A 15,029-nucleotide genomic window follows, 5' to 3' on the forward strand; every position below is an offset into this window, starting at 1 on the left:
ATTTGTCTTTTCCGCAAGGGTTCTCCCTCTAGTTTTAAAGCAAGTTCTGATATTTGGGATTCTCTTTCAGCAGTCCCAACACTTTCTTAATGTCTTGGGTGCGATCTTTCTTAACAATTAAGGTGGCATTTCCATCCCGCACAATCACAATATCTTCTAAGCCAATAGTCACGACTAGACCTTCTGGGTCTTGATCATAGACGATCGCCCCTTCAGTATCCAGGCTGACATGGTTCCCTAGCTCTAAATTCGGCTGCTCTCCTTGCAACAGACGCGCCATGGCGTTCCAGTCTCCCAGGTCATCCCAGCCAAAATCAGCCGGTAAAATGTAGGCCAGTTGGGTTTTCTCCATTAAGGCATAGTCGATGGAAATCTTCGGTAATTCTCCATAGGCGGCTTTACCCTGGTTTTGCAGAGGGGTTAAAATTTCTGGCGCATGGGTAGCGAGTTCCCGCAACACCACCCCAGCGCGGAAGATGAACATGCCACTATTCCAGCTAAAGTTACCCTGAGCGATGAACTGTTCGGCGGTGGTGAGGTCGGGTTTTTCGGTGAAGCGTTGCACCCGATACACCGGTAAATCTAGATAGCTGCCTTTGGTTTCTCCCTGTTCGATATAGCCGTAGCCGGTGGAGGGATAGGCGGGTTTAATTCCTAGGGTAACAATTGCTTCTTCTGTGGCTGCCAGTTCCACGGCTGCTTGAATGGTTTTCTCAAAGGCGGGATAATCTCCAATCCAATGATCTGCGGGGAAAAAGCCAATCACCGCATCTTCACCATAGCGTTTAGCAATTTCCAGAGTTGTCCAAGCCACTGCTGGCGCGGTATCCCGACCTTCCGGTTCTGCCAGCAGGTTTTCTGGAGGCAGTTGGGGTAACTGTTCTTGCACGCCTTCTGCGAGTTGGCTAGAGGTGCAGATCCACAGTTTATCCCAACCGGGGGCCAGTTGAACCAGGCGATCGGCGGTGGTCTGCAATAGACTCGAACCCGTGCCATCTAAGCTTAGAAACTGCTTAGGCCGATGTTTGCGACTCAGGGGCCAAAAGCGTTCGCCTTTTCCCCCAGCTAAAATCACAGGCACAACGGTATGAGACATGGTGCAGAACTCCTAAAGGTTGCAAGGTTCAACTGTGGCTATGGTAGCATTACAATTAAAAATTAAAAATTAAAAATTAAAAATTGTGAAATATTAGTTATTCCAGGAAATTTCAGTCCTACCGTCTTGAGTGTTTTTATCTCATGTAGATCTTGCTGTTACAATCTAGAGATACAGCAGTTTTGCTATTACCCATTCCCCATTACTGCGCGAAGTGCCGTAAGCTCACAACAATTGCTCCAAAGATCGGAGATTTTTCCCCTATGGTGATGCAAGTAGAAAAAACTAAAACCTATACTCCCGAAGAGTATCTAGAGCAAGAAGTGAATAGTGATGAACGACATGAATATATTGATGGGGAGATTATTCTAATGACCGGTGCAATGCCAAATCATAACAGGATTGCCATGAGTTTGGGAGCAACTCTCTATTTTTCTCTCAAACGTCAGCCTTATGATGTCTTTGTGACTGATCAGCGTTTGTGGATTCCCGAAAAACGGATCTATACTTATCCGGATGTGATGGTTATTCAGGGAGAATTACAATTACAAGAAGGACGGAAAGATACCCTTACTAATCCAATTTTTATTGCTGAAGTTTTATCGAAGTCTACCCAAGGATACGATCGCGGTCAAAAATTCCAAGCTTATCGCACTATTCCTAGCTTACAAGAATATCTGTTAATCGATCAATATACGATGCAAGTGGAGCATTATTATCGCACTGAATCGAATCAATGGGTGTTATCAGAATACAATCAACCAGAATCGATCATCGAGTTTGAGCGCATTCCTGGCGAAATTTCCCTAGGGGATTTGTATGATAAGGTGGATTTTCAAAGGGATTCAGAGTAGAAGGATTTGGGTAAGATCCTGCTATCATGGTTCTTCCCTTTCATCCCTAGCCTTGAGTTCCCATCAACCCTTAACTGCGAGTGGGGGTGACTTGCATCTAGATTCACTTTTGAGAGAATTTATAACAATATCCTAAGTCGGTGTAGCTCTGTGTCACAATAGCCTTTGATCGTTGAGTGTATAGGTTCACGGACTTGTCTGGACTGATTGACTATTCTTCTCGCAAAGGTTCATGGAATGGCTCTAGGGTAATCCAAGCCAATCAGGTGTTATTCTGGTGCTATGTAATTATTATCACTGCCTTAATCTCCGCTACATTGGGGGCGATCGCCGCTTTGTTAGTCCCCAAACAACTGATTACCATGGTGCAGGAAGAACCGCAGGAACAAGGGCCTCTGGTTAATTTGGGGTATCCTTTTCAATATCGTCTCACGCGATCGATGAATCTGTTAATCATGGGAGTCGATCGCGGATCGAGTCCGGGTTTTAGCGGTCGTAGTGATACCCTGCTCCTGTTGCGAATTGACCCCAAAACCCAAACCCTTAACCTGCTCTCCATTCCCAGGGATACCCAAGTTCAAGTCCCCCAATTCGGAACACGCAAAATTAATGAAGTCAACTTTTTAGGGGGCCCAGAAGTCACCATTAACGCCATTGAAAACCTGCTCAGGGGAATTGAGATCGATCGCTATATTCGCATTCAAAGAGGAGCTTTAACCGAATTAGTCGATCGCCTCGGAGGACTAGAGGTTTATGTCCCCAAACCCATGTCCTACATCGATTATACCCAAGGCTTAACCATTGAATTGCTTCCCGGATGGCAAACCCTAAACGGTCAACAAGCGGAAGATTTTGTTCACTTTCGGGGGGATGCTCTCGGTGATATTGGAAGGGTGCAGCGTCAACAATTACTCCTGAAAGCCATCGAGCAACGACTCAAAAATCCTGTGGTCATTCCCCGACTTCCGCAAGTGCTGAGAATTATGGAACCCTATATCGATACCAACCTGAGTCCAGAAGAGAGGATTGCCCTCATGCAGTTTACCCTGAAAATGGACAAAGATGCCCTAAAAATGGTCATGCTTCCCGGTTCTTCCCAATTCTCCCCCTTCGAGAATACCAGTTATTGGATTATGGACGACGATGGCCGCGATCGCATCCTCCGAGAATATTTTAATCAGTTTTGGATGGGAAACGTTTGGGATACCCCCGATTATAGCGTCTCCACCGGTCGAGATCCCAAAACCCTCAAAATTGCCATTCAAAACGCCACCACCCAACCCCAATTAGCCAATCAAGTCGCCGATTATTTAGAATCCAAAGGCTATTATGACCTCTACTTTATCCCCGATTGGCCCCATCCCCTCAGAACCACTCAAGTCGTTGTCCAAAAAGGGGATATAAAAGGCGGAAAAATTCTCTTAGAAGAGTTAGGTTTAGGGAGTTTAGAAGCTGCATCTACGGGAGATCTTAGATCCGATTTAACCTTAAGAATTGGAGAAGATTGGTTATCCCAGTTTCCCCCAAATCCTTAGATGATTCTGGGATACAGCTCATTTACAGCGCAAAGCGCTGTAACGGAGTACAGTCTTATTCAGATAAGTCATTGCGAATGGAACGCAGTGGAATGAAGCAATCGCACAATCCCCAAATCTTAGCGTTTCCGCTTCGCGGACATGAAAAGCGAAGCTTGCGTGAAACGCGAAACGCGAAGCGCGAATGCTTCCCTGCGGTCGCAATGACAACTCAAATCTATGAATCAACAATGTACCTCATAGCAGCGCTTCGCGCTGTAATGCTTAAGGAATGCGAGCGTCTCGCTCGCTAGAAGGACAAGGAAAATTAGATACTCGCACTCCTTTATGATCAACTAGCGAGCAAGATGCTCGCACTCCTTTATGATCAACCTGCGAGCAAGATGCTCGCACTCCTTTATCTTTTGCCATCTAAAACAACTCTATTCCCGATTCCCTGAGATCAACTGATGATAAGTTGCTGCCATTTTATCTGGTTTTTCCAAGGGAAAGAGTAAAATACTATCGATTTCTGGATTATTCACTAATTGAGGCAAATAGTCAAATTGTCGCTCGGTAATCGCAATTCCATCATTGGCCGTTACATACTTCAACTCATCTTGGAAGTTATCCATATTGTACACTTGGATAAATACCCGATCCACATCCCAATTTTCCCAATCTGCATCAAAATAGGTTTTCGCCCAATAGGGATTATGATGACAAATATCAAAGCTTACGTTAGGATTAGCCTCTTTCATTTGGGCGATCATATTTTGGACAAAATCAGTTAGTTTTTGTGTGCGATCGCTCTTGCCGGGGAGTTCGGCATGATAGCCTAGATAATCATCCCATTGCACGGCATCCACTTCTGGGTATTTCTGCACAAACTCCACTAAAACCTCAGTTAACAGAGAAGCGACTTCAGGAACTGCCACATCTAGCACATAATGATCGATTCCCTGATGGGTTTTATCCACTCCTGCCACAATCCAACGCCGATCTATGGCTAAATCAAAAATGGGGCTATCTTCATCAATTTTAATCCCTTTCTCGAAATAAGCATGGACTTCCATTCCTTGTTTATGGGCTTCATCAATCATCCAATCAATCCATTGATCTTGAAATTGGTTAGGACAACTTTCATATCCTAATTTTTGCTTCATGACTTCACTTTTGTACATGGTGCAACCATTGCCCCAAACCCCATGGATGATGGTATTAATGCCTTGGCTTTTATAGTAGCGCACGCGATCGCGAATAGTCCGTTCACTCGCGTTGGCAGTTGCCAGATATCGACTCAGGTAAATGCCGCGAATTGCAGGGGTTTGCTCGGATTTCTGAGTTGGGGAAGGGGAAGGAGATGCAGCCACCAATTCTGGAGTCGGAGAGGGACTAACCGATCGCTCTGGGGTGGGTTTATTTGCAGTTGGGGAGGGACTCAGAGAGGGTTTTGGGGAGGGAGTCGTGGGGGCAGGTGAAGGCAGTATAGAAGGGCTGATAGAGGGTTCTGGAGTAGATTCTGGGATAGGTATATTGAGGGCGACCAGGGCAGTTTTGATGTGGGGTAAAACTTGGTCGATAGGTAAACGGTGACGTTGCGTAAATAACCCATAGCCTAGTCCTAAACAGAGAATAATTACGGAAATAGGAATGCTAGAGCATCCGCATCCCTTGGGCTTTTCTGGGGATTTTGACATGGGATTAAGGTGAGAGTCCTGATGGTTTCATTATAGACAATCAACTTAGGAATGGGCAAACTTAGAGTCTGAGGAAAAGGCGATCGCCTATCAACCATGGTAAACTTGCTCTAGAATGAGTTAAAATTGCGATCTTTCATGGCTTATTGGTTGTTAAAATCAGAACCCACAGATTATAGTATTACGGATTTAGAGCGCGATCGCACCACCCTTTGGGATGGAGTACGCAACTATCAAGCCAGAAACTTCCTGCGAGAGATGAAAATCGGTGATTACGCCTTTATTTATCACTCCAACGCCAAACCTCCAGGAATTGTTGGACTAGCCCAAGTGATTCGGGAAAATGTGGTTGATCCGACCCAATTCGATCCCCAAGATAAGCATTATGACCCCAAAGCTACACCAGAAAATCCCCGTTGGCAAACCGTAGAAATTGAATTTATTCAACACTTTCACCGCCTCATCTCCACTACAGACTTAAAACAGCAATTTTCTCCAGAAGAGCTGTTAGTGGTTAAACGAGGCAACCGCTTATCCGTGATGCCGATTTTAGATGGAGTAGCTGAAAAAATTCTAGCATCAATTTAGCGCTTATTTTTGATGCACAATCGGGATTTCTATCTTAAATGTTGTTTCTCCAGGCACAGAGAGACAAGAGAGAGAACCCCCATGTTTTTCCGTAATAATTTGATAGCTAATCGATAGCCCTAAACCCGTTCCTTTCCCCACCGGTTTAGTCGTATAAAACGGGTCAAAAAGCTTTCTTTGAGTTTCCTTACTCATCCCCAGTCCATTATCTGTAATCTGAATCACCACATTTCGCCCCATGTCCCTAGTTTCAATCCAAATCTTATTCCTAGCGCTCTTCTCTGATGGCAGATGGCGTTCTTTCTCTTCTAAAGCATCGAGCGCATTGCCTAAAATATTCATAAACACCTGATTGAGTTGTCTGGCATAACATTCCACTAGAGGCAATTGACCATAATCTTTAATCACCTCAATTTCTGACCGCCAACTCATTGCCCGTAGGCGAGGGTTTAAGATACTGAGGGTACTCTCAATTCCTTCATGCAAATCTACCGCTTTCAGTTCTGACTCATCCAAACGAGAAAAGGTGCGTAAAGATTGGACAATTTCCCGAATTCGATGGGTTCCCACTTTCATTGAATGGAAAATTTTCTGGCAATCTTCCTGAATAAACTCTAAATCAATTACTTCAATTTCTGCTTGAATGTCTGGATGGGGCTGAGGATAATACTGTTGATACAGCTTCACCAAATTCATTAAATCTTGGCTATAGGTTTGGGCATGGGAAATATTGCCATGAATAAAATTAACCGGATTGTTAATTTCGTGGGCAACTCCCGCTACCATTTGCCCTAAACCTGACATTTTTTCACTTTGAATTAACTGAGTTTGCGTCCATTTGAGTTGCTCTAAAAGCCGTTCGAGTTCTTGGGCACGGCTTTGACTTTGCCAGAGTAAATCAGCTTGTTGAAGGGCGATCGCCACTTGAGCGACTACAGCTTCGAGAAAATCCACCTCATGAGTGCGCCAAGGCCGCACCCGTTGAGTCTGGATACAGGCAATAATCCCAAACTGTTCTAATTCGGTGGCGATCGGCAGAACCAGCATAGACTGATTGCCTAGAGCCATTAATATCTCTTGGGTTTCTTGGTCTTCAACCGTAGAAATATCATCGAGTTGGACAATTTTCCGAGATAACAATAGCTCCGATAGGGGGCCAAAATTATCCACCGGATGTTTACCCACAAAACTGGGTAGACCTTCAATGGTGACTTCAGAAACGATATCCCAATAGGCTCGATCGGCTTCTTCCACATACCAGGCAAAATGAGTGCGATCGACTTCTAAAAACTGTTGAATTTCGTGTACCGTAGTTTGGAGAATCTGGTCGAGATCCAGGGACGTGCGGATTTGATTGGCAATTTGATTGAGTAATTCAGCTCGTTGGGCCTGTTTTTCAATCCGTTGAGCAGATTTGGTCAGGGCAATCTCCGCCATCTTACGATGGGTATCATTAAGTACCGATCCCAATAATCCGATCGCCTCCCCCTGCTCATTGCGCCAAGTTTCCCCAATTGAGCGCAACCATTGGATTTTACCCTCTGCACTGACAATACGGTGTTCAATACTAAATTCTTCCTCTTTCTCTAAAGTTTCTTCAATTACAGACAACACTGAGTCTCGATCCTCTGGGTGAATCAAGCCAACATAGTCTTCAAACCGGCCCTGAAACGAGCCTGGAGGTAACCCTAAAATCCCTTCGACTCCATCCGACCACATCACATCATTAGTGTAACGATTCCAACTCCAACAGCCCATTTTGCCCGCCTCTAGGGTCATTTGTAAGAGGGCTTCTTTCTGGCGCAAGGCGTTTTCAGCTCGTATTCTTTCTATTTCTGCTCCTGCTCGTGCGGCAAAAATCTCTAAAATGGAAGCCTGCCAGTCTAGATCGGTTTCCATGGGTTTAGTATCCAAAACGGCAATAAACCCTAGTAATTCTTCTTGGGGATTTAAGATGGGTATCCCCACATAACTTTCTGCTTCAATCTCTATCAAGTAGCGATCGCCAGGAAATCGGGACTGGAGATCCTGGGTATAACGACACATGGTTTTATTTTGCACCACATTAATACAGGGAGTCCCTTGAAGCTCATATGCAAAGGTTTCTCCAAAATCTGATTGCTCCCAAGCCGCTAGGACATTGCCTGAGAGTTGATTCTCTTCATCGGTTACTTCAACAATAAAAGCATAAGCCACCTGTAGAGATAGGGCAATAAATTTAACACAAGATTGAAAAAAACCTTCTCCCGTTTGGGAAGCTGTTCCTTCCACAATCGATTGCAGAGCGCGTTCTTGACGCTTGCGATCGCTCACATCTCGCAGGATAGCTAAAGCATGGGTTTTGTCTTGGTAAGGATAGGGAATCCCTTTAACTTCGACTTCAATCAGATGACCGTGGCGATCGACATTCATTCCCAGACAAGTAAAAGAGCGCCCAGCTTTAATTTCCGAGAGGAAATTGGCAAATAAAGGCAAAGCCTGGGGGTGAATAAAGTCAGCCATGGATAATTGCATAAATTCTTCATACTCATAATCATGCATCTGGTGAAATGCCCGATTAATTTGCACGAGCTTTCCAGCCTCTAGATCGACAATGGCTAATCCATCAGTGACCGTTTCAAAAATTTGCCGGTATTGGGCTTCCTGTTGACGTAAACGCTCTTCAGTTTGCTTGCGATCGCCAATGTCAATAATCATCCCATCCCAGACGACTGCCCCATCTGGCTGTTTTTCCGGTCGCGAAATCACCTGTACCCACTTCACCTCCCCCTGGGGAGTAATAATCCGATGTTCATGCTGAAATCCTTTTAGGGATTGTCTCGATTTCTCGATCGCTTGTTTTAGCAACGGTAAATCTGTAGGATGAACCCAATCAAACGATTGGATAAAGTTTTCCGGATCGAGTCCATACAAATCTCGACACCCTTCAGAAACATAGGGAAAGGAGGGAGTCCCATCCCTTTCCATCCGAAATTGGAAAATCAATCCAGGCAGATTATCGGCTAACCGTTGTAATCGAGCTTCCGTCGCTTGTAACTTTTGAGTTCGATCCGTAACTTCTTGTTCCAGATCTTGATTCAGTTTTTGCAGATTTTGCTCGGCAATCACTCGATCGGTAATATCAATAAATGTTCCTAAAATACCCACCACTTCCCCAGAACGATCGTGCAACGGAACTTTATTAGTTTCCACCCAATGATGGTTTCCATCTTGTTGTTGAATCGATTCCACAAACTTTAATTCTGGGGTATCGGATTCCATAACCCGGCGATCGTCGGCTCGATATTTTTCCGTTTCTTCTCGTTGCCAAGGTAAATCATAATCCGTTTTACCAATAATTTCTGAAGGAGAAGTTAAACCAGCAAAGTTGGCAAAATATTGATTACAGCCCAGAAATACAGAATCCCGATCTTTCCAGAAGATGGGTTCGGGAATATGGTTAATCGCTAAATGTAAAAACTTTTCGGACTCAGATTGATATCTGTGTAGACGCTCTAAATCGGCTTTAACCGTTTGTAGTTCCTCAACGGTGTCTTGCCAACATTGAGTCACTTGAGCTAGAGCAGCTTGTAGGTCTTGGTTTTGAGACTCAAGGGCAGCTATTCGTTCTTGCTCCTGATTAAATTCTGAGGACATAATAGATCAAAGCCAGTGCAGTTAACCCTCAATCAATCCATGAGTGCTTTAATTTGAGTTTGGCCCTTAGAGACTCAGCCAAATTGGGGGTAACAATCATGAATTAACGCTTAAATTATACTCGTAAAATCGAGTAAGAGCCAAATATGGGATAAATGTCCTGCCCTCTCCTCGGTTCAAATCAACCCCAGCTCTTGGGATAACTTGTGTAAGAGATCCTCTGCCGAGTTATCGACCAGTTCCGCATCTAAAATATCAAACCCTTCATCTTCCGGTTCAGTAGTCTTTGGAGCATCAGAGGGCGCTGTCCCCTGGGTTTGAACCGTTTCCAGGGTTTGGGATAACTGCTGGCAAAACTGACGCTCTCGATGTTGAGCGTTCAAGAGAGCTTGTTTTTGCTGGTTATTGATGGCGATCAGGCGATCGCAGCGCTCGGTTAATTCCGTAATTTGCGATCGCAATTGCTCCATCTCCTGACCATAATCTGGGGAACGCCTCAGTTGGGTCAACTCCTGCTCTAACTCAAATAATCGCTCCTCCACCCCCAATAACCGCTCCTCCACCACCTCCCCATCCTGCTGCTCAAAATACTCCCCCAAAATCTCATTAACCGCCCGACTATACTGGATTTTGCCCTGACTTTGGCGATACTCATCCAATAACTCCTCATTCTCGGTGGTCAAATAAACCGTAATCTTCTTCTTTCGCGACTTCATCATAGAATTAAAAAGACGTAACCAAACCATACCTCTAACACCAAGGCCTATGACTAGGATTGAGACCAAAACCGACCCAATGGTTATCAACATGGGGCCGCATCATCCCTCCATGCACGGAGTTTTGCGGTTAATCGTCACCCTCGACGGAGAAGACGTAATTGACTGCGAACCAGTCATCGGTTATCTCCATCGGGGTATGGAAAAGATCGCCGAAAACCGCACCAACATCATGTTTGTCCCCTATGTTAGCCGTTGGGACTATGCAGCAGGGATGTTTAATGAAGCCATCACCGTTAACGCTCCCGAACAACTAGCCGGGATCGAAGTCCCCAAGCGTGCGAGCTATATTCGGGTGATTATGCTCGAACTCAACCGCATTGCCAACCACCTCCTGTGGCTCGGCCCCTTCCTCGCTGATGTGGGCGCTCAAACGCCCTTCTTCTACATCTTTCGCGAACGAGAACTCATTTATGACCTCTGGGAAGCCGCCACCGGACAACGGCTGATTAACAACAACTATTTTCGCATGGGTGGCGTAGCCGCCGACCTCCCCTATGGTTGGGTTGATAAATGCATCGACTTTTGCGACTACTTCGATCCCAAAGTGGATGAATATGAAAAGCTGATTACCAATAACCCCATTTTCCGCCGTCGGATTGAAGGGATTGGCACAATTTCCCGCGAAGAAGCCATTAACTGGGGACTCTCTGGCCCCATGTTACGGGGTTCGGGTGTAAAGTGGGATTTACGCAAAGTAGACCACTATGAATGCTACGATGACTTCGATTGGGAAGTCCAATGGGAAACGGCTGGCGACTGCTTTGCTCGGTATCTGGTGCGGATTCGGGAAATGCGAGAATCGGTTAAGATTATTCGCCAAGCCTTGAAAGGATTACCCGGCGGCCCCTACGAGAACCTAGAAGCCAAACGGATGGCCGGGGGGCCAAAATCTGAATGGAATGGCTTTGATTATCAATTTTTGGGTAAAAAATTAGCACCAACGTTCAAAATTCCCTCTGGAGAACATTATGTTCGCCTAGAGTCTGGAAAAGGAGAACTGGGTGTATTTATTCAGGGATGTGATGATATTTTCCCTTGGCGCTTTAAGATTCGGGCTGCTGATTTTAATAATCTGCAAATTCTGCCCCATTTGTTGCGCGGTATGAAAGTTGCCGATATTATGGCGATTCTCGGTAGCATCGATATCATTATGGGATCGGTCGATCGCTAAGTGATATCCAGTCCGAAAAAATAACCCTAATTCAGGAGCAAAGTTGTTAGAAGTGCGGGCATCTTGCCCGCTTCTTACAGCAGTTTCTTCGGCTAGATCGCTGGCTGTATTTAACGGGAAACGACTGGAATTTGAATCATAAACGTTGCGCCCTGACCGACTTCAGAAATACAACTGAGTTGTCCCTGGTGTTTTTCCACAATAATTTGATAACTAATAGCCAGCCCTAATCCGGTTCCTTTGCCGACAGGTTTGGTTGTAAAAAAGGGATCAAACAGCCGTTGGCGGACTTTTTCGGGAACGCCTGGCCCATTATCGGCCAGCCGGATAATGGCTTGATTGTTATTGATGAGTTCGGTCGTAATCGTAATTTTTGGCTCAGGGATGCTATGTTCTTCTAAGGCATCAATGGCGTTACTGAGTAAGTTCATGAACACCTGGTTCAGTTGTCCGGGGTAGCAATTAATTTTGGGTAATTGACCATAGTTTTTGCTCACTTCGACCCCTGGGCGATCGCCTTTCGCTTTTAAGCGATTTTGCAGAATCATTAAGGTGCTATCGATACCTTCATGGAGATCCACCTTTTTCATCTCGGCTTCATCAAGACGGGAGAAGTTCCGCAGGGAAAGAACAATTTCCCGAATCCGCTCGGCTCCCACTTGCATGGAGTCTAGGAGGCGGGGCAAATCGTCACTGATAAACTCTAGATCGATGGCTTCAATTTCTTCTTCAATCAGCTCGGCTGGCTCAGGATAGGTTTCTTGATACAGTTGTAAGAGTCCGAGAATATCTGCCGTGTAATCTCTGGCGGGAACTAAATTACCATAAATAAAGTTAACCGGATTATTAATTTCATGGGCTACACCGGCTACCATTTGACCGAGACTAGAGAGTTTTTCGCTTTGAATCAGTTGAGCTTGGGTGCGTTGCAGTTGTCTGAGGGTTTCTTCGAGTTCTGTGGCTTTGCGATCGGCGTTTTCAGCGGCCAGGGTTGCCTGACGATAGAGTTCGGCTTGGCTAATGGCGATCGCCAACTGATCCGTTACCGTTTGTAACAATTCCACCTCATCTTCTGTCCAGCGACGGGGGCCATCAAAATGGGCGCAACTCACACAACCCAACTCCCCATAAGCCGTTTTAATCGGTAAAAACAGGATCGCCCGATAGCCTCGACTATCATAAAGCTGATGAATTCCCAGATCCTGATGACTGAACACATCATCCACTTGCAGCATTTCTAAATTGAGTAAATTACTCAACAGAGGATCGTCGGCCTGTACCGGAAAACACCCCAAGACCGATGGTAACGTTTCTGTTTTAGCCTCTTGCACCACATTTAAATAGCCATGGGGAGACGCTTCCGGCGTTTGCTTTTCCTCTATTCCCTGGGACTGATACCAACCAAACCAACACTGATCCACCCGTAACAAATTCTGAATTTCCACCACCGCAATTTCCAAAATCTGGTTAAGATTCAAAGAATTGCGGACTTGAGAAGCCAAACGGTTAATCAACTCTTCCCGTTGAGCCATTTCCCGATAGCGAGCCTCACTTTTACGGATGGCTTCCTCAGAACGCTTACGCTGGGTAATATTCTGCATTAACGCCATCCCTGCCATAATCTGACCTTCATCATTTCTGACCGGTAGGGTCTGAAATAAATAAAAATGATCTCCCAAAGCCACTTCAAACTGTTCCGTTTGTCCAGCTAAAGCATTTTGGTAATGATATTCCATCAATTGACTTACCGATGAGGGAAACACTTCTGCTGGAGTTGATCCTTCCAATTGTTCTTTCCCCAATCGTAATTTCCCTAACTCTCGACCTTCAGCAAGGGTAAACCGGAGGTTAAGATCGAACAACACGACCGCACCATCGGGAAAGTTCTGGGCCAACGTCCGATAGAGTTCCTCACTCTTTCGCAAGGCCATCTCAGTTTCAAAGCGATAAGTAATATCATTGTTAATTTCTAAAAGCGCCACGGGATCGCCCTGCTCATTTCGCTGAAGCGTCCATCGACTAGCGACGGTTACTGCGGTTCCATCTCGCTTAGTTTGTTGTAATTCTCCTTCCCAATAGCCATGTTGTTCTAGGACTTGATGAATCGTGGGTAAAGGGGTACTAAATTCAGTTTGCAAGAGGGTATGAATATTTTGATTAAGGGCTTGTTGTTTTGTCCAACCATAGAGTTTATGGGCCCCATGATTCCAGTATTTAATCGTTCCATCTAAGTTGAGAATCATAATAGAATCATTGGCTAAATCCAGCATTTGCACATGCTGGCGTAGGGCCTGTTCAATTTGTTGGCGTTCTTTGACTTCTGCTTCTAGTTCTGCTGTTCTTTGTTCGACTCGCTCTTCGAGGCTATCTCGATATTGTTCTAATTTTCCTTCTGATTCTTTGCGACGGGTAATATCACGGGCGACCCAAACCACAGTATCCATATCTAAGGGGGAAACTTTAGCTGCTAACCAAAAGGTTTGGTCATCTAGGATAATTGAATATTCTACATCAATGGTTTTTTGCGTTTCTAAGGAGCGACGTAGGTTTGCCAGTAGAAGGTTAGAATTTTGAGCGGGCATGAGATCGTTAACCTTCATGCCATAGAGTTCTACCCGATCGTGAGCCAAAAGTTTGGAGTTGGTTGGGGCGACTTCTAGGATATGTCCTTCGCGGTCAAGGACAAGGATCAGATCGGTCATGGCCTTGAACAGGGCGGTTAATTGGGTTTCTTGTTGCAGAAGACTCAATTCTGCCTGTTTACGTTCTGTGACTTCAATAAATAGGCCATCTAGGATTAATTCGTTGGGGGTCACGTCATAGGGAAGATCGTCTAAGAACTGCTGTTCGATGGAGTGTTGTTCATCTGGGGGAGAGGTGGAACAAGCTAACCACTTGATTTCTCCAGATTGGGTAATAATGCGCCCTTCCCAAAACCAAGAGGAGCGGTTTTGAATGGCTCTGTTGATTGAGGCTTTGTATTCTAGGCGATCGTCTGGATGAATTAAGTCTTCAAACAGATGGGGCTGTTGTTGGAGGTCATCTGGATCTAGCTCACAGATTTTGGTACAGCCTAAACTAACGTAAGTGAATTGGATGGGGTGTTCTGGTTTAAGGATGAGTTGACAGATAATTCCAGGGACATTTGCTGTAAGTTTGTTAAACCGATTCTCAATTTTCATCCAGGCCGCCTCTGCACGTTTACGTTTAGTAATATTTTTGGTGAACATCATCAGACCATTAATTTCTCCGGAAGGGGTGCGCCAGGGGCGAATATCCCATTCCACCCATTGGAGTTTTCCATCTGCTCCGAAAAAATAATGTTCTTCACACCCTTCATAGTTTCCCAGTAAACATTCTTGATGAATAGGTTTCCATTGCTCTGGACACTGGGGAAAGGTGTCATAGAAGGTGAGGTTGTTTAGGGGGGTATCCCGAAGACCGTAGTCAGTCAACCAGCGATCGCTGGTGAGTAAATAACGCATTTGTCGGTCGAACAGGGCCACAGCGGCGGGGGTTTGTTCAACAAATAGTTGCAATAACTCTAGAGTGGGATTTGGACTGTCCATTCGCGACTAGGGACACATCAGGTTACCCAGAGCTTAACTGAAAAATCCCGTGGTTGAAAATAGCTAATTTTCGGGATGTCTCTGGGATGGGTTTAAACCAGGGGTTTCAGGAAAAATTAATT

9 protein-coding genes are annotated in these 15,029 nt (G+C 45.2%); 4 read left to right on the top strand and 5 right to left on the bottom strand.

The window, feature by feature from the left end:
• Positions 1-34: 34 nt before the first annotated feature.
• On the bottom strand, positions 35-1,096 hold the full coding sequence (locus PMG25_RS21730; protein ID WP_283768997.1) for a mannose-1-phosphate guanylyltransferase: 1,062 nt from the start codon (positions 1,094-1,096) through the stop codon (positions 35-37).
• Positions 1,097-1,359: 263 nt separating this feature from the next.
• Between PMG25_RS21730 and PMG25_RS21735 the strand changes: the two genes are divergently transcribed.
• Together PMG25_RS21735 and PMG25_RS21740 are read left to right on the top strand one after the other, a co-directional pair.
• Positions 1,360-1,950 (top strand): Uma2 family endonuclease, encoded by a 591-nt coding sequence (locus PMG25_RS21735; RefSeq protein ID WP_283768998.1) that lies wholly within the window; start codon positions 1,360-1,362, stop codon positions 1,948-1,950.
• Positions 1,951-2,126: 176 nt separating this feature from the next.
• The gene (locus PMG25_RS21740; protein WP_283768999.1) at positions 2,127-3,485 is read left to right on the top strand and encodes an LCP family protein; all 1,359 of its coding nucleotides are present in this window, start codon (positions 2,127-2,129) and stop codon (positions 3,483-3,485) included.
• 422 nt (positions 3,486-3,907) lie between these two features.
• Here PMG25_RS21740 and PMG25_RS21745 read toward each other — a convergent pair whose 3' ends face one another.
• Entirely contained in the window at positions 3,908-5,164 is a 1,257-nt protein-coding gene (locus PMG25_RS21745) for a family 10 glycosylhydrolase (protein WP_283769000.1), read from the bottom strand.
• Positions 5,165-5,302: 138 nt separating this feature from the next.
• Between PMG25_RS21745 and PMG25_RS21750 the strand changes: the two genes are divergently transcribed.
• Positions 5,303-5,752 (top strand): EVE domain-containing protein, encoded by a 450-nt coding sequence (locus PMG25_RS21750; RefSeq protein WP_283769001.1) that lies wholly within the window; start codon positions 5,303-5,305, stop codon positions 5,750-5,752.
• Positions 5,753-5,755: 3 nt separating this feature from the next.
• Here the strand turns inward: PMG25_RS21750 and PMG25_RS21755 are convergent, their stop codons facing one another.
• The gene (locus PMG25_RS21755; RefSeq protein ID WP_283769002.1) at positions 5,756-9,388 is read right to left on the bottom strand and encodes a PAS domain S-box protein; all 3,633 of its coding nucleotides are present in this window, start codon (positions 9,386-9,388) and stop codon (positions 5,756-5,758) included.
• A gap of 176 nt (positions 9,389-9,564) precedes the next feature.
• Entirely contained in the window at positions 9,565-10,107 is a 543-nt protein-coding gene (locus PMG25_RS21760; protein ID WP_283769003.1) for a hypothetical protein, read from the bottom strand.
• A 46-nt stretch (positions 10,108-10,153) separates the two neighbouring features.
• On the opposite strand from PMG25_RS21760, the gene PMG25_RS21765 reads away from it, so the two are divergent.
• Positions 10,154-11,338: an NAD(P)H-quinone oxidoreductase subunit H gene (locus PMG25_RS21765; protein WP_283769004.1), complete on the top strand. Its 1,185-nt coding sequence runs from the start codon at positions 10,154-10,156 to the stop codon at positions 11,336-11,338.
• A 110-nt stretch (positions 11,339-11,448) separates the two neighbouring features.
• Here the strand turns inward: PMG25_RS21765 and PMG25_RS21770 are convergent, their stop codons facing one another.
• Entirely contained in the window at positions 11,449-14,907 is a 3,459-nt protein-coding gene (locus PMG25_RS21770) for a PAS domain S-box protein (protein WP_283769005.1), read from the bottom strand.
• Positions 14,908-15,029: the final 122 nt, after the last annotated feature.

The sequence above is a fragment of the Roseofilum capinflatum BLCC-M114 genome (genome assembly GCF_030068505.1).
GTDB lineage: Bacteria > Cyanobacteriota > Cyanobacteriia > Cyanobacteriales > Desertifilaceae > Roseofilum > Roseofilum capinflatum.